The following is a 19,835-nucleotide window of genomic DNA, read 5'->3' as shown; positions in this document are numbered from 1 at the left end:
ATTTTAAATAATTGAATTGAATATTATTGGCACTTATTTACCATGACATGAACAGGTTTGCCTTTTCCTTCAAACTGAAGACTCCATACATATTTACCATCGTCTTTAATATCAACCGAAGTATCCGTACCGTAACCACCAAATGTTAATGGTGTTAATTCACCAACGTTCATTCTATTACCTTTTGCGGTAAATTGTGGGAACCACAACTCGGTCGCATACTGCATTTTGTAGGAGCCTACTTTTTCTTGAACCACGGCTTGGTAGAAATTATTCCCTTTGTAGGTGTATTGACGCTGAGGCACGTGTTTCCAATCGGAATCCGCAAAAGTACCCACCACAAATAGTGGTTTAGAAATAGGTCCTTTCGCTGTGCTATCTGGGTTGTCACACGCTTTCATGAAAGCAACCACTTCGTCTTGAGACATATTAACAACAGGCTCTGCGGCCGCTTCTGGTTCTGCCGTCGATTGACAACCTACTAAGGCAACAAGTAGGGCAGCAGCAAGAGAGGTCTTCATCATGTTCATTTCACGTAATTCCTTTTTAGTATATCCAAAGCAAAATAAACTCAACGGTTAAAAGAAATATTAATCGTTATTAAAATGGAAATATCAAACGCCAAATAAATATCGTCAGATTTCGAATTTAAATCACTTCGAGAAGTTTGTTTATTTCCTAAGTACAAAAAATAAATTAGGAACTGCCATTAATTATTGATCCAACCTATATAAAAAACAAAGTAATAAAAATAATTATGTGAATAAGGTAACTCTATGTAGGGGTATTTTTATTAGTTTATTTTCTATGAAAAAGGTCAGCATTTCGCTGACCTTTTTTTATCTGATTATTTTCTATTTACGGCTTTCACAAACACTTGTTGCGCACCTTCGATACCCAGTTCTTTTGCTTCATCAAGCAAAGTGAGCGCTTTCGGAATATCATTCGCTGCGACTGCCGCTTCAATTGAGCTGTAGTAGTAGCTAGTAAGGTCCGTACCTTGGGGAATGTTATCGTTTTTCGCAACAATCTTAGTATTCACAATATCATTCGCGGATACCGAAAAGCGGAACTGACCGAGTGGGCTATGTTTCGCTAGAGGGTCTGCAATATCTGGCGGCTGAGTGTGACGCGCCATGGCGAAGGCTTTTGCAGGGTGTAAAACTTGTGTACTTCCTTTTAGATCGGCGGAAGTCGTGTAAACCAACACATGCAGATCGTTACCTGTCATGTCTGGAATCACATTGAGATCAAGTACGAATTTATCGTTGTCCAACAGTTTTGCTGGTTCATACTTAAACTTTGAAAAATCTGCTTGGTAAATGGTTTCTCCTGCCGAGTTCATCACTGCGACATTAGGAGCATAAAATTGAAGTTCTTTACTTACGAATGTCTCTAATTTGATATCGAGACTGCCACGGTTACCTGGAAGAGCAAACGCTGCAATAGCGCCAGCACTGTTACCATCCAACAACATTTGGCTTTTATCAGTCAAAGCGAATTCAGTAACCACAGGCACGTTAAGCGGTACCCATTGAATATCACCCGATTGCGTGATCACTTGTTGCTGACCTTTTGGACTCATCTCTACTTGTTCTACAGACGCACAACCAGTAGCCAACATGCCCAGCAGTACGGGAGCAAGCCATTTTTTCATTACTGTCTACCTCGACTCTTTATTGTTTTTTTAAATAAATACAGCCAGATAAGTTCTGGCTGTATCATTCTAGGACAATTTAGGACTTAGTGGTTAGATGATTACCACCAAGCTTCAGCTTGTACACCGAACTGGAACGTATCGTCTGAACGACCGTTGTCAAATGTGTTTGAGTTGTCTTCTTTGTCAGCCGTTAGGTAAGAAGCGTAAACACGGATTTCAGGACGAGCCCAGAAGCTAGAGCCAGCAGACCATGCTTGAGCAACAGTTAGCTTACCGTATTTGTTTTCTTCGCCGTCGTTATCGTCGATAGCGTAACCAGCTTCGAAAATAGTTTTGTGGTTGTCATCCCATTTGTACATTGGACGAACAACAACAGACATTGTTTCCCACTTGTCTTGGCCAGCCCACATGTCTTCACCAACACCGTACACTAGCTGGTGGCCCATTTCCCAGCTGTCGCCCATGCCGATTACACCCCAGTTGATTAGGCGGTAACCAGATGCACCGTTGTCAGCTTCTGCGCCGTACCAGCTACCGTCGCCGTAGAATGCCATTGTTTTTGAGTAACCTTCAGTACCGTACTGAAGCACTGTTTTGTTGAAACCAGCGTCTAGACCTTGAGTCAATTCTGCTGTGAACATTACGCCGTTTTTCGCATCTTTAGTGCCGTTTGGCGCAGCGTCAGTTTCGTTAAGAATTGCGTAGTTCAAGCCCATTTCTAGAGAGCCGTTGTCCCATAGAGGAAGACCTGCGTAACGTACGTCTAGAGTGTTTACGTTTGTTGCGCCGCCATCGTTGCCTGGGTCTGCGATATCGCCGCGGTCGTTACGAACCCAAGCGAAAGAAACTTTACCAGGACCAGCTTCGATACCTTCAACACCAGCGCCCGCGCCAGAGATGTTCCAGTAGTAGAAGTCAGAGATATGAATGTCGTGACGTTGGTAGTAGCGTTTACCTGCCCAAAGCGTTGCTTCAGGAGCAAAGTTTAGTAGGCCTTTAGCTTGAACGTTGAACTGACGTAGTGCGAATTGTGCATCGTCTACACATTTCACTTCGCCGTTATCCAAACCACAGTTAGCAGAAGTGCTTTCCCAGTCGTTTGAACCGTTAGAAGTCATTGCAACCATAGAGTCTACGTAGAACGTTTTGCCGTTGTTGTTGTAAACTTCTTTACCTAGTTGAATCTCGCCGTAGATATCGCTTTCATTACCTAGACGACCGATCTTGTTCTTTTCGAATGTTAATTGTTGACCACCGTCAGCGTTCACGCCAACGCCAGCACGCATGTAACCGTGGAAATCCACTGCGAATGCAGAACCAGCAGCTAAAGTTGCAGCTACAGCAGCAGCAATTGCACTTACTTTTTTCATTCTTAACTCCATTAAGGGTATTTATAATTCTGTCTTCCCTGCTCACTCTTTTAGGTGAATATAGGCAGTAAAAACACACCTAAAGAAAGAGAGGTAAGATGGGAACGAATCCCCGTTTGTTTCAACAGTTGTGAGATTACCCGAGGCGTACAAGGATGACTTCCTCCGCCCTAAACTAATTTAAGGGGGATGAGAAGGGAGTAGAAAATTTACCGAATGGTGTTTTTTCGAGTCAGATCACCAATCTAGGGAGGAATTAGTAAGTTTGTTCGGTTTTGAGCCGCTACAAAGTGATAGCCATTTCATATTTTTGACTCTAAGCCGTCACATAAAGTAATTAAATTACACGAATATTTTTATATTTAGGGTGGTTGACCTTAGTAAGACAAAGTTTTTAACTTATAGTTTCCTAAAGGTAGCAATAAATATTAAATAAAGTATCTCCGATGACACGACTTCTCTCTCGCCCCTACCCCCTGGGCGCAACATTGAATAAAGAAGGCTGTAACTTCTCTATTCATGCTCCGGGCGTAAAAGACATTCAACTGGCATTGTTTGCAGACGATGGCAGCTACGAGCTTCACGGTTTACCGAATGAATACGCTGGCATACGTCATACTTTTATTCCAGATATTAAGCCAGGGCAAAAATACGGTTATCTTGTCTCCCACAAGGACGAGCCACTGTTAATTTCTGATCCGTACGCAAAATCAATAGATAAAGCCCTCCACTATCATCCTCCCTACTCTCCAGCCAAAAGTTTCGATATGCCGAAGTGCGTCGTTATCGAAGATGATTTTGACTGGCAAAACACGGATCACCCGCGTATACCCAGAGAAGAGATGGTGTTGTTTGAGACGCACGTCAAAGGGCTTACCCAACGCCACCCTGAGGTTGAGGACAAGCTGAAGGGGCGCTATTTAGGTCTTGCATCACCTGAAATGCTGGCCTTTTACAAACAGCAAAACATCAACACGCTGCAATTGCTACCTGTCGCAGCATGCATGCATGAGCCTCACCTACTAGAGATGGAAAAGGTCAATTATTGGGGATACAACCCTTATCTCTTTATGGTGCCCGATCCGCGCTACGCAGAACAAGACGCCGTTACGGAATTAAAAACAACAATTCGCGAATTGCATAAAAACGGCATCGAAGTGATTCTCGACGTGGTTTACAACCACACTGCTGAAGGTGGTGAAGGGCCTACAATTTTCAACCTGAAAGCCCTCGACTCCTGTTTTTACATCAAACATGGCAACCACTTCGCCAATTACACTGGCTGCGGAAATACAGTGGATCTCACCTACCAACCAGCCTTAAACCTTGTGATGGATACATTGCGCTACTGGGTTAGCGAATTTAAAGTCGATGGCTTCCGTTTTGACTTGGCTGCAACGTTAGGTCGACAGGGCGATGATTACAACCCAGAAGCAGCTTTCTTTAAAGCCGTTGCGCAAGACCCAATTTTGCGTGAAACCAAATTGATTGCCGAACCTTGGGATATTGGTCCAAATGGCTACCAAGTGGGTAACTTTCCATTTGGTTGGAACGAATGTAATGACAAACTGCGTGATATTTCCCGCAGTTTTTGGCGCGGTGATCAAGGCTATTTAAAAGAGTTTGCCACTCGATTAATGGGCTCTCGTGACATTTACAGTGCAGCGAACTGGCCATACAAACTCACCGTAAATTACATCACGTATCACGATGGCTTCACACTGCAAGATTTAGTGTCTTACAAGCACAAACATAACGAAGCCAATGGCGAAGAAAATCGCGACGGTCACGGTGACAATCGTTCAGAAAACTACGGTGTTGAAGGCGAGACCGAAAATCTGATGATCATCGCCACGCGTGAGAAGCAAAAACGCAACCTTATTGCTAGCTTGCTGTTTGCCTTCGGTATCCCACACATTCTCACTGCTGATGTTCTGTCTCACACCCAAGGCGGTAACAATAATGCCTATTGCCAAGATAACGAAACCAGTTGGCTGAACTGGGAAGAGACAGAACGTAAGCAACATTTCAAAGCATGGATGTCACAAATGGTCGCCAACCGAAATCAATACATGGTGCCATTTATCCGAGCTTTCAGTGGCGAGAATCGCAATAACAACCGTATTTTCTGGCGCCGTACAGACGGTCGCTTAATGGAGCACGATGATTGGAACCGTTTAAGCTCTGTCGCACTTCACCTTGGTATCGGTAAAGAAGGACAAGAGCTGGTTTACCTCATCAACCAAACTAACGCCACAGCGCGCTTTAAGCTCCCCAATGAGCGAAAGCAAGAATGGGTGACGATCTGTGATACAAACGTACGTAACCTCAACCCAGGACATGCTGAAGGCGAAGTCTTGCTGTCACCCACCTCGATGGTGATTTTGCACTATCAACCAAACCAAAGCACACCAAAAGGTGAGCAAACGCATAGCTAAGTTATAAACGCTCCAAAAAAGGAAAGCCGATGCATCTCAGTGCTTCGGCTTTTTTGTTGGTTAGATGTGCCTAACTCATTATTCGCAAGGCGGCGCTAGGTGAATCAAAGCTAACCCACCCAGTGACGTCTCACGGTATTTCTTGTTCATGTCTTTGCCCGTTTGGTACATGGTTTCAATTACCTTATCCAACGAGATCAGACATTTACTATTACGCTTTAATGCCATGCGAGATACATTGATCGCTTTCATTGCGCCCATTGCATTACGCTCAATACACGGTACTTGCACTAAGCCACCGATTGGGTCACAAGTCATGCCTAGTGAGTGCTCCATGGCAATCTCAGCCGCAATACAAATTTGCTCATTGCTGCCACCACGTAGCGCGGTCAAGCCAGCTGCCGCCATAGAAGAAGAAACACCGACTTCACCCTGACAACCTACTTCGGCACCCGAAATAGACGCATTGGTTTTGTACAAAATGCCAATCGCACCGGACACAGCAAGGAAGTCTTTAAGCTGTTTAGTATCAAGCTCTTTGATGAAGCGATGGTAGTACATCAATACCGCCGGAATCACACCCGCCGCACCATTAGTTGGCGACGTTACGACTTGTCCACCAGCCGCGTTTTCTTCACTCACAGCAAAAGCAAACAGGTTAATCCAATCCATGATTTCCATCGGATCGTTTTCGATTGCTTCATTTGCTTCAAGCTTCTTCAGCAAGTTAGGCGCACGGCGGGTCACATTCAAGCCGCCATCCAAGATGCCTTCTGTTTCGAAACCACGCTCCATGCAACGCGTCATCACACGCCAGATCTGTTCTGCACGTTGATTGATGGCTTCCATATCCTGAAACGCTTGTTCGTTTTTCAGAATCATGCCGCCAAGGCTCATGCCATTCTTCTCTGCCTGTGCCAACATTTCGTCTGCACTGGAGAATGGAAACTCAACTTCTACGGGAGCAGTCGCACTGCCATTTTGCAGTTCATCCGCCGTTGCGATGAACCCACCACCGATAGAGTAGTAAGTTTCAAACCCAACCTGATTGCCATGCGCATCTAACGCAGTAATCGTCATGCCATTCTCATGCAGAGGAAGGTTCTCTTCATGGAACAACATGTCCGTTTTGTAGTTGAATTCGATTTCATGACGGCCATCGACAGACATCATGCCCTCTTCAATTGCCTTGCGCATCGCTTTGTTCGCAGAAGCGATTTTGATGGTATCTGGTTTGTTACCCAACAGACCCAAAATGGTCGCACGGTCTGTATGGTGACCAATCCCCGTTAACGAAAGTGAACCGTATAAATCAACTTGAATACGAACCACTTTTGCCAAGTTAGATTCAATCAAACGAGTGAAGTGGTAACCCGCGATCATTGGACCATTGGTGTGAGAGCTAGAAGGGCCCACACCAATCTTGTAAATATCAAAGATGGACAGCATAAACTTACCTATTACGACAATGCAGCATAAAGCCAATCAGGGAGAACCATACAAGCAGCGATGGTCGCCACAGCGAACACCAACAGCCCGTAATGGCTTGCGGTTGGCTTTGCAAAAAGATGTTTTTGATTATTGATAAAGATTTGTTGCTCGGCAGTCACAGCGCCCCAACGACGGCTCACTAACACACCAAACAAAAGGAAGACGAATGTACCAATTGGCGCGAACCACGGCCAAGCCACGTCGAGATACATCGCAGTAAACACCGCAATCACACTCATGATACTGCCAACGATCACGCCTTTCTCATTGGCTTTCGCCCAGAATAAACCAAGCACGAATGACCCAAGACGGATACCAACAAAGATGGAAGTCAGGCTAGCGATGGTTTTGAGTACCGATTCATTCGATACCGCCAGAAGAGCTGGCACTACCACCATAGCCGCAGCGAGCAAACTCATCTTTCTTGCGACTTTTTCGTAGTGCTCATCATCGGCACTCTTGCGAACGAAACGCTTGTAGATATCGAACGTTGCGACGGTCGCCATTGAGTTGTAGGTAGAATCCAAGGTCGACATTGCGGCCGCCGCCAATGCGGAAATGATCAAACCAACGACGATTGGGTTAGTGTGGTTGAAGACGAAATCCAAAATCACTTCGTTGCTGTTTTCAAACGATTGATCTTGATAGAAAACACTCAAAAGAACACCGAGTACCGCGAAGAATAAGTACACAAAAAATGCACCGTAACCACACAACAGCATCGACTTCTGCGCCGTCTTTTCACATCTCGTCGCTAACGTGCGTTGGATGATCAATTGGTTGGTGCCGTACACACTCAAATGCAAAAAGCTCACGGCAACCACGCCAGCCCAGAGTGTGGTATCTACGCCTAAATCAAAGTCTAAGTTGATGATATTCAGGTGATTACGAGAAAGGTAATCTGCCGCATTAATCTCTGTCATTAGAATGGCAAAGATAGCGATGCTGCCTGCTACCAATACTGCAGATTGCAACATATCGGTCCAGATAACCGTGGAAATTCCGCCCGCATAGGTATAGCAAGCGGTGAAAATACTAATGTAGATAATGGCTTCAGAAATACTGATAGGCAGAACTTGCACTAAGATCAGCGCCACGGCATACAAAATCACACCCGCAGAGATACATTGAACCACAATGAACACAATCGAGTTGATGGTTCTTGCATACACCCCAAAGCGGTGCTCAAGGTATTCATAAATCGAAGTCAAGCCCAGCTTATAGAAGACAGGCACAAAGAAAATGACGGTGAAAAAGATAACGATGGGATAGTTAAGGTGAAGACTCATCGCTTCCATGCCAGAGCTATAAACCCAACCAGGCATCCCTACAAACGTCATCGCACTAATGTAAGTCGCAAGTATCGAAACACCCGCCGTAAACCAGCCAAATTGCTTTCCACCCGTAGAAAAGTCGCCACCATTGCTGTAGCGCTTGTTCACTAAATAGCTGATTAATATGGTGATTAACACGTATAACGCAATCACCACAAAACTTGAGTACGTAACCATTTCAGGGTTTCCATAATTCTGGGTGCTAATTATTTGTGCTTGGATATTACTTTAAAAAAGCATATCTAAACGATAACCCCGCCATAACTGTGACTATAATCACCAATATAGACGGTTATATATTCAAAAATGCCAAAAAGACCGATTTAATGAGACTCCCATCACTAAAAACCACTAATTGGGTACGCATTCATTTTAAAATTGATATTGATCACGGATCTAATGACCTTAAAAAAACTATGATTCACCACGACACGAAATCGAAGATGATCCCAATAAGATCGTATTCTTTAAGTTTGAATAGCAACAAATCCTAAGTGAAATAGAGGTTTATCGGTCATGAATGCCAAAAGACACATGAGCGAAGTTCCTATGATTCAAAGGGTAGCTGCCTATCTAGCGATACTGGTTGGTTACTTTTTCTATTGTTATAACTTTGTAATTATTGACTACGTACGCCCATACATCGTTGAAGCGTATGATGGTATTAGCCTGTCAGACACTGCCCAGTTCTATACATGGCAGTCGGTTGGTGCACTTATCGGTGCATTGAGCTGTGCTTGGTTCGCAACAAAATTTGGTAAGAAATCCACTCTTATTACCATCACAGCCCTAAACGGTGGCGCAACGATCATCAATATGATGTTCACCGACTACACAACATGGGCAGCAATGCGTTTCATCATTGGTTTGTCACTGGGTGGTTACTTCACCGTGGCAGTAAGCTTGATGATCGGCCTATTTACGCCAACGGTACGTGGTAAGTTGACGGCATTCGCGTCTTCTATGTTCTCTGTAGCACTGATGGTAATGGGTGCGTATGCAGCATTTATTGCAAGCATCGATGCACCATGGGAAAGCCTAATGCTTGTTGGTGGTATCCCACCATTGGCAGCCGCTGTGGTCATGATCTTTGTACTACCTAGCGACAGCAAAGTGATCGCTTACGGTGAAGAAGAGCAAGCAAAAGCAGAAGAATCAGATGCACCAGCGAAAAAAGGCTCTTGGGGCGAAATGCTAAGCAAGCCTTACCGTAAGATCACATTAACGTGTCTATTACTGGCTGGCCTTAACTTCTACGGTTTCCAATTCTTTGGTGGCTTCGTAACCACATACCTACGTGATGTACGTATGTTCGACGGTGCAACCATCGGTCTCATCTTCTCTATCTCAGCATTTGGTTCACTGTTTGGTGCGTGGTTCTGGGGTTGGGTAGCTGACAAATTCGGTCGTAAGGTGAACGCATTTGGCTTCATCCTAGCGGGCATCATGGTTTCAATCTTCTTTGTTGCACCTGGCGACATGGTGATTGGCGGCCTAAACATGCTGGCTCTACTTGGTCTGATTTACAACTTCGGTCTGTCTTCTTCAGCGGTATGGGGTGGTTACTTCTCAGAACTGTTCCCAGCACACCTACGTAGCTACGGCGCAGCGCTATTCCACGGCGGTCGTATCCTCGGTATGTGGGCACCAATGGTACTTATCTTCATCCAAGAGCGTACCGACCTACAAACCGCAATGTGGGGTTCACCAATCGTATGGATCCTTGCTGGTCTTCTATGGCTATCACTGCCAGAGACACTAAAAGGCGGCGTGTTCAATAAGAGCAAAAAAGCCGAAGCAGCAAAAGCGTAACTGAATTTCAAAAACTCCGGCTGGCTCCCCGGCCGGATGAAAAAACTTAATTTCGAGTCCTGTTCCCAAAGCCGACTCGACAGCAAATAAGAGAGTTTATTATGTCTAAATATCAAGAAGCGAAACGCGTTGTACGTGAATACTTCAGCGCAATGGAAAACGCAACTCACGAGAACGTGGCAGAAGTACTAAAAGCACACACTTCAGAAGATTACCTATGGCGTGGTGTTTACCCATTCCGTGAGCAACAAGGCGCTCAAGCAGCGGCTGACGTTTTCTGGGCTCCTTTGATGAAATCAATGACTCGCATGCAGCGTCGTCAAGACATCTTCATCGGTGGTGAGAACGAAGTAACATCAGGTGAAATCTGGGTAATGAGCATGGGTCACTTCATGGGTCTATTCGACGCTGAATACCTAGGCATGCGCCCAACTGGCAAAATCATGAACATCCGTTACGCAGAATTTAACTGTGTTGAAAACGGCAAGATCACTAAGACTGGCCTATTCCTAGACCTTCTAGGCGCGATGGACCAAGCGGGTTGTTACCCACTACCACCATCAACAGGTAAGCACTTCGTATACCCTGGCCCTCGTAACCACGACGGTCTACTGTTCGAAGACGCAGCACCAGAAGAAGGCGTAGCAACACTAGCACTAGTGAACAAGATGGTTGATGACCTATCTGCACTAAACGACAGTGGCGCTATGGGTTGCCCACCAGAAGTTCTTGAGAAGAGCTGGTCTAAAGACATGATCTGGTACGGTCCATGTGGTATCGGTGCGTCTTACACAATCCCTCGTTACCAACAGCAGCACCAATTGCCGTTCCGTAACAACCTGAAAGACAAGAAGTTTAACGGCCACGTATGTCGTTTCGCAGAAGGTAACTTCTCTTGTTTCTTCGGCTGGCCAAACCTATCTAACACGCCTATCGGTGGTTTCCTAGGTATGACAGGTGGTGAAGTACGTGCAGACATGCAAGTGGTTGATGTTTACTACCGTGACGGCGACAAGCTATCTGAGAACTGGGTACTGATCGACCTTCCTTACTGGCTAAAACAGCAAGGTCTAGACGTGTTCGAGCGTACTCAACAGATCCTAAACCCTTCTCTATAAGAAGTCCTAGGGGCGGGTTGTCAACCCGCCTTTATGTTGCCTGAATCCCCTCTCGGTTCAGGTGACATGCTCCCAACTCGTGCCTCAAGGATGGGGCACAACCTCAAGATAGAACCCTTATTCAAAACGGGCATGAACGCACGGTGGCTTTCTGCGCCCTGAATAATGAGATTGATGATGAAAAAGTCGACCCTTTCTGCAGTGATTTTAGCAGCGCTTACTTCTAGCTCAGCCTTTGCTGCACACACTTTTGTTAATGACGCTGGCGACAGCCTAACCATCGATGGCCGTTTCGATCTTCGCTACCAAGACCGTGGCGGTGATGACAACGGCGAATGGAACAGCGGCAGCTCACGTTTCGGTTTGAAAGGCCAAATGGGTCTGGATAACGGCTGGACTGGTTTCGGTCACGCGGAATGGGGCTACAACTCTGGCGCGAACGGCGACAACATTTACGACCGCTTGCTATACGCAGGTGTTGATCACGAAAAATACGGCAAGATTGCTGCGGGTACTAAGCTGTGGTCTACCTTCTACGACGTAGCATGGTACACCGATTTAGGTCGTGTATTCGGTACTCGTGGCTCAGGTGTTTACAACCTAGCTGACTGGGGTATCGCATCCGGTGCGGGACGTGCAGAAAACTCAATTACGTACCGTAATTCAATCAATGAAAAAGTGAGCTACGGCTTTACTTACCAAACCACGCGTGAAGATGTTGCTCTAGCAAGCAATGCGACAGCCTCACTGAAAAACGGCATGGGTGCTTCGATCACTTACAAACCCGTTGATGGCTTAACACTGGGTGCGGCTTACCATCAAAATGAAGTTGCGGATCTAGACGTAAGTGTGGTTGGCGTAGAAAACGGCGACAACATGCGCATCATGCTATTGGGTGCAAACTACAGCAACGGCGGCTTCTACGCGGGTGCGACTTTCCACGTTGGCGAAAACTGGGAAGCAGTGAGCCAAGGCGGTACGGACGTAATGTTCGATACCCTAGGTGGCGAAATCTACACTTACTACCACTTCGACAACGGCCTACGCCCAACGTTGAACTACAACTACTTGGAAGATCGTGGTGACGAGACGCAAAGTTACGAGCGTAACTTGCTGATTCCTGGTGTTGAATACCACTTCCAGAAGAACAAATTCCTAGTTTGGACTGAATACCAGTTCGACCTAGGTAAAGATCAGTACGATGGCAGCAAATTCGAAAATCGTGATAATCAATTCGCGGCAGGTATTCGCTACTACTTCTGATAATACTCATCCGCTCACCACCTATACCCAAGTAACCTTAAGGTGGTGAGTGATGAAGTTCTTATCAACACAAAGCAAAGTTATCTTGAAGCCAAGTAGTCATCACTTCACTAACAATTAAAGGCTGCTCAAGCGTAGATAGATGCCCACACTCTGGGATAACATGAAGCGTGACGTTTGGGATGCATCTCTCCATGAGCAGATGATTGTCTAGCGGACAAAGCTTATCTTCTTTACCTGTTATCACCAACGTAGGAACTTGAATGTCCGCCAATAAAGGTCGAGCATCCGGGCGAGTTGCTAACGCTTTAGCATGCGCTTCAAATGCCTCCAAACCTACATTGACCGCCATGCCTTCAATACGCTCTGTCAACACTTTGTCTTGCAAACGGCTGGGATGAATCAGCACAGGCATCAGAGTGTCAGGCGTAATGCGTTCAAACTCACCACTTAACGCACGGCTAACCAGTGCATCACGCTTTTGTGTCACCTCTGGCTTTTCATCTGCTGCATTGGTATCCATGAGGATCAAGCCTTTGACTCTGTTTGGCGCTTGACGGTACACCTCAAAGGCAAGAATCCCACCCATTGATAGGCCACCCAAGACAAACTCCTGCGGTGCGTCTTGCAACACTCTCTGCGCCAGCTGTTCCATTGACGGCAATGAAGCCAGCGTCGGGCATGAAGGCTCAACCCTACTTGGCAACGCTCGGTTAATGTCCTCAAACAATGTGCCATCACAAAGTAGTCCGGGTAGCCAAACTAACGAGGTGGGTTGCGTCATTTTATTCTCCTGCCAGCGGCTTTGGTTGATCAGAGCCAAGAATGCAATACGTCAAACTATTACCACGCAAGTTCGTCAGTGAGTATGACGCACCTTCTGGAACATTCAGCACATCACCGCGCGTTAAAACAACACTCGCTTGTTCGCCTTGATGCGTGAGGACCACTTCAGTATCGCCATCAAAGTTGATAAGCACTTGTTTTTCTTCTCGGCAGTGTTGAGGAATCGAGCCACCTTCAGAAAGCTCATAAGCCATGATGCTCACTTCATCTTCACTCTTTACTTGGAAGTCATAACTCGCCAAAGGATGACCCGTTAAGGCGTATTGTTTCACGTTGCTTCCGCCGAAATCGCCTTTGATTTCACGATAATCTTTTTGCAGAGCGACAAATGGCATCATCTCTTCTGCGGTGTAGGTATCGAAGGTCGCGAGCTCTTCTTCGGTAAGCAGCGGTATCAATTCTGATTCTTGTGGCACCGGGTCGCCATTAATGGTGTCCACGAGTGTGCCATCGGCTTTGAGGTATAAACCATAACCTTGACTGTCTTTAATAACGTTTGGATGCCAAATAACGCCGCCACCTGAATCGTCGCCGCCAAGTACCGAGAACATAAAGCCGTAATCGCGGCCAACCACTTCAAATCCACGGAAGAGATTGGTTGGAATCGAGATGACGTCACCGTGAGACAACACCGCCTCGTGCTCTCCATCGTTCCCCCAATAAAAACGGAACTGACCTTTGAACACCAAGAAAAGCTCAGCGGTGCGATGAGAATGTAACGAATTTTTGATGCCCGGCGGTTGGCCTGCGGCACCAATATTAAAGCCCGCCGTATCGCGAATATGAACATGCTGACGACTGCTCTCTGCCACCCCTGCACCGATAATACAAAAGTTATCTTTGAGATCACTGCCTGGCGTGCGCGCATCAATAAACGCACTCGTACCCGGAATCAGTTCCATGTAGCGGACCAGATTATTATTCATTTTAGATTGTAGAGTCATTGTAAATCCTTGTTGTCCTTGTTTGGACCTAGCCTTTGAATTGTTAGTTACAGACCGAAAGTGTGTTACAGACCTAAAGGTCGCCCACCATCAACCGCGATGGTATTGCCTGTCGAGAAGGTCAAAACTTCTGCTGCGGCGTACACGGCTTGAGCGACTTCTTCATCATTGGCTAAACGCTTAAGCGGTGTGGATTGTTCTTGTTGATTACGCCATGCGTCATCCAAGCCTTTGACAAACTCAGTGTCGACAAGCCCTGGAGCAACAGCCAAAACGCGAACCTCGGGAGACAGAGCGCGAGCTAAAGAACGGGTCATGTTCTCCGCGGCAGATTTACTTGCACAGTAAGCAATGTTGCTCCCCATCGCAGTCTGTGCCGCGATAGAAGTAATGTTCACCACACAACCATTGGCTTGCTTAAGCCAAGGCTCAAACGCTCGAACCATGGCAAAAGGCGCACGGACGTTCACTTGGAAAATTTGGTCAAACAGTTGATCATCTAAGCTTTGCAAATCAGAGTGCGCGACGAATTTCGTCATCCCCGCACAGTTGACCAACAAATCCAGCTTGTCGCTTATTTCACTGACTTGATGTTTAAGCTGTTCAATCGCACTAGAATCTGCCACGTTCAATTTGAATGCTAGATGCTCGTTACGTGGCAGCGAGGAAAGCACATCCTCGGCCGCTTTATGATTACTGTTGTAAGTCAGAATTACGCGATATCCCGATTCAGCTAGCTTGCGACAAATGGCGGCACCCAGTCCGCCACTGCCGCCTGTGACTAAGGCAAGTTTCGACATATTACGCCTCTTCTACTTTGCCTTTGTAACGGCGCACACGAATATCCGCTTGCTCTTTGTGGCCAGCAAAACCTTCGAGTGCACACAAGCGAGAGCAATACTCACCGACTTTGAGGGACGCAGCTTCCGTTACACGCTGGTAAGTACAGGTTTTGATAAATTTACCTACCCAAAGACCACCGGTGTATCGCGCCGCTTTCTTCGTTGGCAGTGTATGGTTGGTACCAATACATTTATCGCCGTAAGAAACGTTGGTTTCACGACCTAGGAACAAGGCACCGTAGTTGGTCATGTTATCTAGGAAGTATTTAGGATCTTCCGTCATCACTTGAACGTGTTCAGAAGCGATATCGTCTGCCACTTCCACCATTTCTTCGTAGCTATCACACACAATCACTTGTCCGTAATCTGCCCACGCTTTACCCGCGACTTCAGCCGTTGGGAGAATGGTTAACTGACGTTCGATCTCTTTAATGGTTTCTTGCGCAAATGTTTCGCTATTGGTCAACAATACAGCGGGAGAGTTGTAACCATGCTCAGCCTGACCAAGCAAGTCTGCCGCTGCCAATTCCGGGTCACAGCCTTTCTCATCAGCAATGACCAAGGTTTCCGTTGGCCCTGCAAACAAATCGATACCAACGCGACCAAACAACTGACGTTTTGCCTCTGCCACAAATGCGTTACCCGGCCCTACAATCATATCGACTGGCGCAATAGTCTCTGTACCAAGAGCCATTGCACCTACCGCCTGAACACCACCGAAGCAGTAGATTTCATCCGCACCCGCCATTGCCATCGCAGCGACAATCGCGACGTTCGGCTGGCCGTTAAACGGAGGCGCACAAGCAATAACACGTTTTACGCCCGCGACTTTCGCCGTCAGTACACTCATGTGAGCGGATGCAACCAATGGGTATTTTCCACCAGGGATGTAACAACCCACGCTGTTGACTGGAATATTTTTATGCCCCAGTACCACACCAGGCATGGTTTCTACTTCGACGTCTTTCATTGAGTCACGTTGAATTTGAGCAAAGTTTCGAACTTGTTGCTGAGCGAACTCGATATCATGACGAGTCGATTCATCAAGCGCATCCACACAGGCTTGGATTTGCTCTTCTGACAGGCGGAATTGCTCCGGCGACCAGTTATCAAACTTTTCAGACAACTCACGTACAGCGCTATCACCTTTCGATTCAATATCAGCAAGAATGTTTTCAACAATCTGACGCACTTTTGCGTCATTTGATGCTGATGCTTCTTCAGTGATTCCGTTTTTTAAAATGCGTGCCATTGGGTTTCTCCTTGAACATTGAGGCTGACGAACGGTTATTTTTATGCTTTTGGATACGAATGCAAAATCAGATTAAACACTTAATTAACATTTGACAAGTTAAGTAAACAAACCACAAAAACAATCCTTAAGCCTTTGTATTTATTAGTTTAAACAAATAAAAGCAAGTAATAAGGACCTTGATTGAGTTTAATTTTTAATCAAAAATGAGTTTTAGATCACATCATTTTTACTCATCATTTACATTTCGCCGTGTTAGCTTTTGCATACCTTTGCAAAGGAGATAATCATGAGCAATTTTAAGCAACGTCTGACTAAAGAAACGCTATTAGGTACATTTGTTAAAACCCCTCATCCTCACATTATCGAGGTATTGGCACTGGCAGAGTTGCCTTTTGTGGTACTGGATGCAGAGCACGCACCTTTCGATCGTTCCTCGCTTGATCTGTGCATCATGGCGGCCAGAGCGAATGACCTCGCGTGCGTGGTACGAGTACAAGACAGCGCCCCTTCAACCATTTTGAACGCGCTTGACTGTGGCGCGGCGGGTGTACAAATTCCCCATGTTTGTACTGCTGAGCAAGCGACGCAACTGGCGAAAATCTGCCATTACGGCGAAGGTGGCCGAGGGTATGCTGGTTCCAGTCGAGCAGCGCAATACGCCACTAAGCCCATGGTTGAACACTTAAAAGACAGCCGTGCGAATACGATTGTCATTGCACAAATTGAAGACCCTCAAGGGGTTGAAAATGTTGAAGCGATTGCCAATGTTGAAGGAATTGATGCGCTCTTCATTGGCCAAGTTGATCTCACTGTCGCTTATGGTGCTGATAGCGCTCATGATGAGAAAGTCGCACAAGCAAGTATGCGAGTAATCGAAGCGGCCAGAGCCGCCAATAAACCTGTTGGCATGTTTGTCGCGACGGCTCAACAAGCTCGGGAATGGCGTGAACTCGGCGTTAGCTTCTTTTGTGTTGGCTCTGAACACAAAATGATCATTGATGGCTTCAAGCAAGAGAGAAATGTGATGAATTCTTGAGTTTTCTCTGATATTTACGCCTTATCAATGTAATGCTCTAGACACAGAAATCCCCTAGCCCATACACTCAGCACGTATGAGCAGGTTCAATGGCCTTAAATAAGGAGTATCACCATTAAAGCGAAAGTAACTTCGATCGACGTCGCGAAGATGCTCGGCGTCTCTCAATCGACGGTATCTAGAGCATTCAGCCCGACTGCGAGTATTAGCGAGAAGAAACGCAAAATGGTGATGGATGCCGCAGCTAAGCTCGGATACACACCGAATGCCATCGCCCGAGGTCTGATTTCGAATCGTTCAGGCTTAGTGGCGATTGCGTTAGATAGCGAATCAAACCCAATGTACGACATGCAATCTCGTGCTTTGGCCGTCGAAATTCAAAAGCGAGGCGGACAAGTTGTGCTTTGCCCTATCGACAAGGACGACCTCGATCTCGCCATTTCACGCGCCATTGAATACCAAGTGGACGGACTCGTTATCGCCACCAGCCGTTTAACCTCACGCGCGTTTGCCCAATGCGAAAAGTTTGGCGTTCATTTAAGCTTGATTAACCGCTACGCCGAGGGTATTAATGCCAATAGCTCTGGTATTGATAACCGATTGGCGGGCCAACAAGCAGCCGAGTATTTAACGCAGAAAGGCGCAAAACAGTGTGCTTATATCAGTGGCGATGCTGGCTCCATGACCAGTGAAGAGCGTTGGCTGGGTTTCTCTTCAAAATTGCAAGAACTCGGCTCCCCGTCACCAACCTTTATCCAAGCCAAGTACAGCTTTGAAGCAGGCTTAGAAGCGGCGAAAGCGATCTTGTCGCACACTAGCAAACCCGATGCAATTTTTTGTGCAAACGACATCCTCGCCATGGGTGTGATGGATGGCTTGCGACAAGCCGGAGCAAAGATCCCCCAAGACTTCTCTGTGATGGGTGTAGATAACATTCCGATGTCTGCATGGCCGAGCTATGATTTGACCACCATTGCTCAACCAGTCGACAAAATTGTTAAACGAGCGGTTGAAGATTTGATGAATCGAATCAACGGCAACCTGGATGCAACTGGCGAATACCTTTTCGAGCAAGGCACCTTGATCGAACGTAGTAGCACCATTTAATAAATCCATTTTTATTCATTCTTCATAAACAAAATGCCTTGCTTTCGAGTAAGGCATTTTCTGTGATCACGATTAAATTTTCACCAATCGTTATTTAATTCCTCATCAATTCATCAATCTTGTTATTGACTTGTTACTTTAATGTTTTATTTTGGATTCGTATGCAAAATGGATATGAATTGCTCAACTAATTTATAAAAACATAAAAAGTTGTGTGACTTGCCGACGAATGCCCATGGCAGGTCATACCAGAAACAAGGAAGAACGATGAAGAAAGCAATCCTTACTTCACTTACCGCACTGGGGCTTGCATTTAGCAGTATGAATACGTTTGCAACCAGTGTTATTCGTCTTGCTCATGACAGTCAAGAAACCTCTCCCGTACACAAAGCAATGCTCTATTTCGAACAAGAAGTGGAAGCTCGCTCAAACGGTGAGATAGAAGTTGAAATCTATCCGGCAAGACAACTAGGCGATGTGCGTGAGACGACTGAACTCGTACAGCAAGGCAACTTACAAATGACGTTTGGTGCGTCAGTTTTACTCTCTCCCTACGTCCCAGAGTTTAACGTGCTCGACGTGTTCTACCTTTTTGATAGCGAAGAGCAAGCACACAAAGCGCTCGACAGTGAGAAGATCGGACAACCATTGTTGAATGCTATGGAATCAAAAGGCTTTCATGGACTTGGCTTTATGGAGGTCGGCTTTCGTAGCGTGACCAACAACAAACAGCCAATTGATAGTATTGAGGACCTGAAAGGGCTAAAGATTCGCTCGGCATCTAACCCCACTCAAATAAGCGCGTGGAAATCTATTGGTACTGCGCCAACACCTCTGTCTTGGGGAGAAACTTTCACCTCGTTACAACAAGGCCTGATTAACGCTCAAGAAAGTGCTATCTACTCTATTTATGCCGAACGTTTTTACGAGGCACAAAAGTACCTCTCTTTAACTAACCATATATACACCAACTACGTGTTGTTCATGAACAAATCGTTTTGGGATTCACTGCCTGCAGAGCAACAGGCGCTGATCAGTGAAGTAAGCAAAGAAACCATCGCTAAGCAGCGCGAGCTCGCCGCTAAGCAAAATCAAGAAGTGATCAAAGATCTCGAAGCGAAAGGCATGACGGTTAACATCGTCCCAGACGAGGTACGCAGCATCATGAAAGAGAAAATGAATGCGGCCGTGTACCAGGACTTGCGCAGTAAAACGGGTAAAGACTTGTTTGACAACGTGATGGCCGAGATAGAACGCCTATAACTCCCACTCTTTTGCACGATCTGGCAACAGGTCGTGCTTTCTCGTTTTGGAGGTGA

16 protein-coding genes are annotated in these 19,835 nt (G+C 46.1%); 7 read left to right on the top strand and 9 right to left on the bottom strand.

Annotated elements, in window-relative coordinates; genetic code table 11:
- Window positions 1-23 precede the first annotated feature (23 nt).
- From IJ23_RS14610 to IJ23_RS14600, 3 genes are all read right to left on the bottom strand, one after another.
- Window positions 24-530 (bottom strand): hypothetical protein, encoded by a 507-nt coding sequence (locus IJ23_RS14610; RefSeq protein ID WP_033906652.1) that lies wholly within the window; start codon window positions 528-530, stop codon window positions 24-26.
- A 317-nt stretch (window positions 531-847) separates the two neighbouring features.
- The gene (locus IJ23_RS14605) at window positions 848-1,657 is read right to left on the bottom strand and encodes a MalM family protein (RefSeq protein ID WP_005374786.1); all 810 of its coding nucleotides are present in this window, start codon (window positions 1,655-1,657) and stop codon (window positions 848-850) included.
- 101 nt (window positions 1,658-1,758) lie between these two features.
- Entirely contained in the window at window positions 1,759-3,030 is a 1,272-nt protein-coding gene (locus IJ23_RS14600; protein ID WP_005374784.1) for a maltoporin, read from the bottom strand.
- A 446-nt stretch (window positions 3,031-3,476) separates the two neighbouring features.
- On the opposite strand from IJ23_RS14600, the gene glgX reads away from it, so the two are divergent.
- A complete protein-coding gene (gene glgX, locus IJ23_RS14595; RefSeq protein ID WP_033906651.1) occupies window positions 3,477-5,468 on the top strand; it encodes a glycogen debranching protein GlgX in 1,992 nt (663 codons plus the stop codon).
- A 78-nt stretch (window positions 5,469-5,546) separates the two neighbouring features.
- Here the strand turns inward: glgX and IJ23_RS14590 are convergent, their stop codons facing one another.
- Both IJ23_RS14590 and IJ23_RS14585 read right to left on the bottom strand, forming a co-directional pair.
- Complete coding sequence (locus IJ23_RS14590) at window positions 5,547-6,917, bottom strand: L-serine ammonia-lyase (RefSeq protein WP_033906650.1); 1,371 nt, start codon at window positions 6,915-6,917, stop codon at window positions 5,547-5,549.
- A gap of 11 nt (window positions 6,918-6,928) precedes the next feature.
- On the bottom strand, window positions 6,929-8,470 hold the full coding sequence (locus IJ23_RS14585; protein WP_033906649.1) for a sodium:solute symporter: 1,542 nt from the start codon (window positions 8,468-8,470) through the stop codon (window positions 6,929-6,931).
- 339 nt (window positions 8,471-8,809) lie between these two features.
- On the opposite strand from IJ23_RS14585, the gene IJ23_RS14580 reads away from it, so the two are divergent.
- The 3 genes from IJ23_RS14580 (at window position 8,810) to IJ23_RS14570 (ending at window position 12,486) form a co-directional block, all read left to right on the top strand.
- The gene (locus IJ23_RS14580) at window positions 8,810-10,105 is read left to right on the top strand and encodes an MFS transporter (RefSeq protein WP_033906648.1); all 1,296 of its coding nucleotides are present in this window, start codon (window positions 8,810-8,812) and stop codon (window positions 10,103-10,105) included.
- A gap of 101 nt (window positions 10,106-10,206) precedes the next feature.
- Complete coding sequence (locus IJ23_RS14575; RefSeq protein WP_005374772.1) at window positions 10,207-11,223, top strand: nuclear transport factor 2 family protein; 1,017 nt, start codon at window positions 10,207-10,209, stop codon at window positions 11,221-11,223.
- Between the two features lie 177 nt (window positions 11,224-11,400).
- Window positions 11,401-12,486, top strand: coding sequence for a porin (locus tag IJ23_RS14570; protein WP_033906647.1), 1,086 nt, complete (start codon window positions 11,401-11,403; stop codon window positions 12,484-12,486).
- A gap of 64 nt (window positions 12,487-12,550) precedes the next feature.
- On the opposite strand, the gene IJ23_RS14565 is transcribed toward IJ23_RS14570, so the two are convergent.
- From IJ23_RS14565 to hisD, 4 genes are all read right to left on the bottom strand, one after another.
- Window positions 12,551-13,270 carry an alpha/beta fold hydrolase gene (locus IJ23_RS14565; protein ID WP_033906646.1) on the bottom strand — a complete coding sequence of 240 codons (720 nt, stop codon included), beginning with the start codon at window positions 13,268-13,270 and terminating at the stop codon, window positions 12,551-12,553.
- Window position 13,271: 1 nt separating this feature from the next.
- The gene (locus IJ23_RS14560) at window positions 13,272-14,276 is read right to left on the bottom strand and encodes a cupin (protein ID WP_033906645.1); all 1,005 of its coding nucleotides are present in this window, start codon (window positions 14,274-14,276) and stop codon (window positions 13,272-13,274) included.
- Between the two features lie 65 nt (window positions 14,277-14,341).
- Window positions 14,342-15,076 carry an SDR family NAD(P)-dependent oxidoreductase gene (locus IJ23_RS14555; protein WP_033906644.1) on the bottom strand — a complete coding sequence of 245 codons (735 nt, stop codon included), beginning with the start codon at window positions 15,074-15,076 and terminating at the stop codon, window positions 14,342-14,344.
- A gap of 1 nt (window position 15,077) precedes the next feature.
- On the bottom strand, window positions 15,078-16,370 hold the full coding sequence (gene hisD / locus IJ23_RS14550) for a histidinol dehydrogenase (RefSeq protein WP_005374756.1): 1,293 nt from the start codon (window positions 16,368-16,370) through the stop codon (window positions 15,078-15,080).
- Window positions 16,371-16,659: 289 nt separating this feature from the next.
- Between hisD and IJ23_RS14545 the strand changes: the two genes are divergently transcribed.
- The 3 genes from IJ23_RS14545 (at window position 16,660) to IJ23_RS14535 (ending at window position 19,779) form a co-directional block, all read left to right on the top strand.
- Window positions 16,660-17,409, top strand: a complete 750-nt coding sequence (locus IJ23_RS14545; RefSeq protein WP_033906643.1) for an HpcH/HpaI aldolase family protein — start codon at window positions 16,660-16,662, stop codon at window positions 17,407-17,409.
- Between the two features lie 150 nt (window positions 17,410-17,559).
- Window positions 17,560-18,516, top strand: a complete 957-nt coding sequence (locus IJ23_RS14540) for a LacI family DNA-binding transcriptional regulator (protein ID WP_025768661.1) — start codon at window positions 17,560-17,562, stop codon at window positions 18,514-18,516.
- A gap of 267 nt (window positions 18,517-18,783) precedes the next feature.
- Window positions 18,784-19,779, top strand: a complete 996-nt coding sequence (locus IJ23_RS14535; RefSeq protein ID WP_033906642.1) for a TRAP transporter substrate-binding protein — start codon at window positions 18,784-18,786, stop codon at window positions 19,777-19,779.
- Window positions 19,780-19,835: the final 56 nt, after the last annotated feature.

Source organism: Vibrio sp. OY15 (genome assembly GCF_000742455.1).
In the GTDB taxonomy this organism is placed as follows: Bacteria; Pseudomonadota; Gammaproteobacteria; order Enterobacterales; family Vibrionaceae; genus Vibrio; species Vibrio alginolyticus.
The sequence above is the reverse complement of the archived record's forward strand: the minus strand, read 5'-3'. Positions and strand labels throughout refer to the sequence as shown.

Coding starts and splice junctions, on each gene's coding strand:
- IJ23_RS14610 (WP_033906652.1), bottom strand. CDS start 530: ATGAACATGATGAAGACCTCTCTTGCTGCTGCCCTACTTGTTGCCTTA.
- IJ23_RS14605 (WP_005374786.1), bottom strand. CDS start 1,657: ATGAAAAAATGGCTTGCTCCCGTACTGCTGGGCATGTTGGCTACTGGT.
- IJ23_RS14600 (WP_005374784.1), bottom strand. CDS start 3,030: ATGAAAAAAGTAAGTGCAATTGCTGCTGCTGTAGCTGCAACTTTAGCT.
- glgX (WP_033906651.1), top strand. CDS start 3,477: ATGACACGACTTCTCTCTCGCCCCTACCCCCTGGGCGCAACATTGAAT.
- IJ23_RS14590 (WP_033906650.1), bottom strand. CDS start 6,917: ATGCTGTCCATCTTTGATATTTACAAGATTGGTGTGGGCCCTTCTAGC.
- IJ23_RS14585 (WP_033906649.1), bottom strand. CDS start 8,470: ATGGTTACGTACTCAAGTTTTGTGGTGATTGCGTTATACGTGTTAATC.
- IJ23_RS14580 (WP_033906648.1), top strand. CDS start 8,810: ATGAATGCCAAAAGACACATGAGCGAAGTTCCTATGATTCAAAGGGTA.
- IJ23_RS14575 (WP_005374772.1), top strand. CDS start 10,207: ATGTCTAAATATCAAGAAGCGAAACGCGTTGTACGTGAATACTTCAGC.
- IJ23_RS14570 (WP_033906647.1), top strand. CDS start 11,401: ATGAAAAAGTCGACCCTTTCTGCAGTGATTTTAGCAGCGCTTACTTCT.
- IJ23_RS14565 (WP_033906646.1), bottom strand. CDS start 13,270: ATGACGCAACCCACCTCGTTAGTTTGGCTACCCGGACTACTTTGTGAT.
- IJ23_RS14560 (WP_033906645.1), bottom strand. CDS start 14,276: ATGACTCTACAATCTAAAATGAATAATAATCTGGTCCGCTACATGGAA.
- IJ23_RS14555 (WP_033906644.1), bottom strand. CDS start 15,076: ATGTCGAAACTTGCCTTAGTCACAGGCGGCAGTGGCGGACTGGGTGCC.
- hisD (WP_005374756.1), bottom strand. CDS start 16,370: ATGGCACGCATTTTAAAAAACGGAATCACTGAAGAAGCATCAGCATCA.
- IJ23_RS14545 (WP_033906643.1), top strand. CDS start 16,660: ATGAGCAATTTTAAGCAACGTCTGACTAAAGAAACGCTATTAGGTACA.
- IJ23_RS14540 (WP_025768661.1), top strand. CDS start 17,560: ATGCTCGGCGTCTCTCAATCGACGGTATCTAGAGCATTCAGCCCGACT.
- IJ23_RS14535 (WP_033906642.1), top strand. CDS start 18,784: ATGAAGAAAGCAATCCTTACTTCACTTACCGCACTGGGGCTTGCATTT.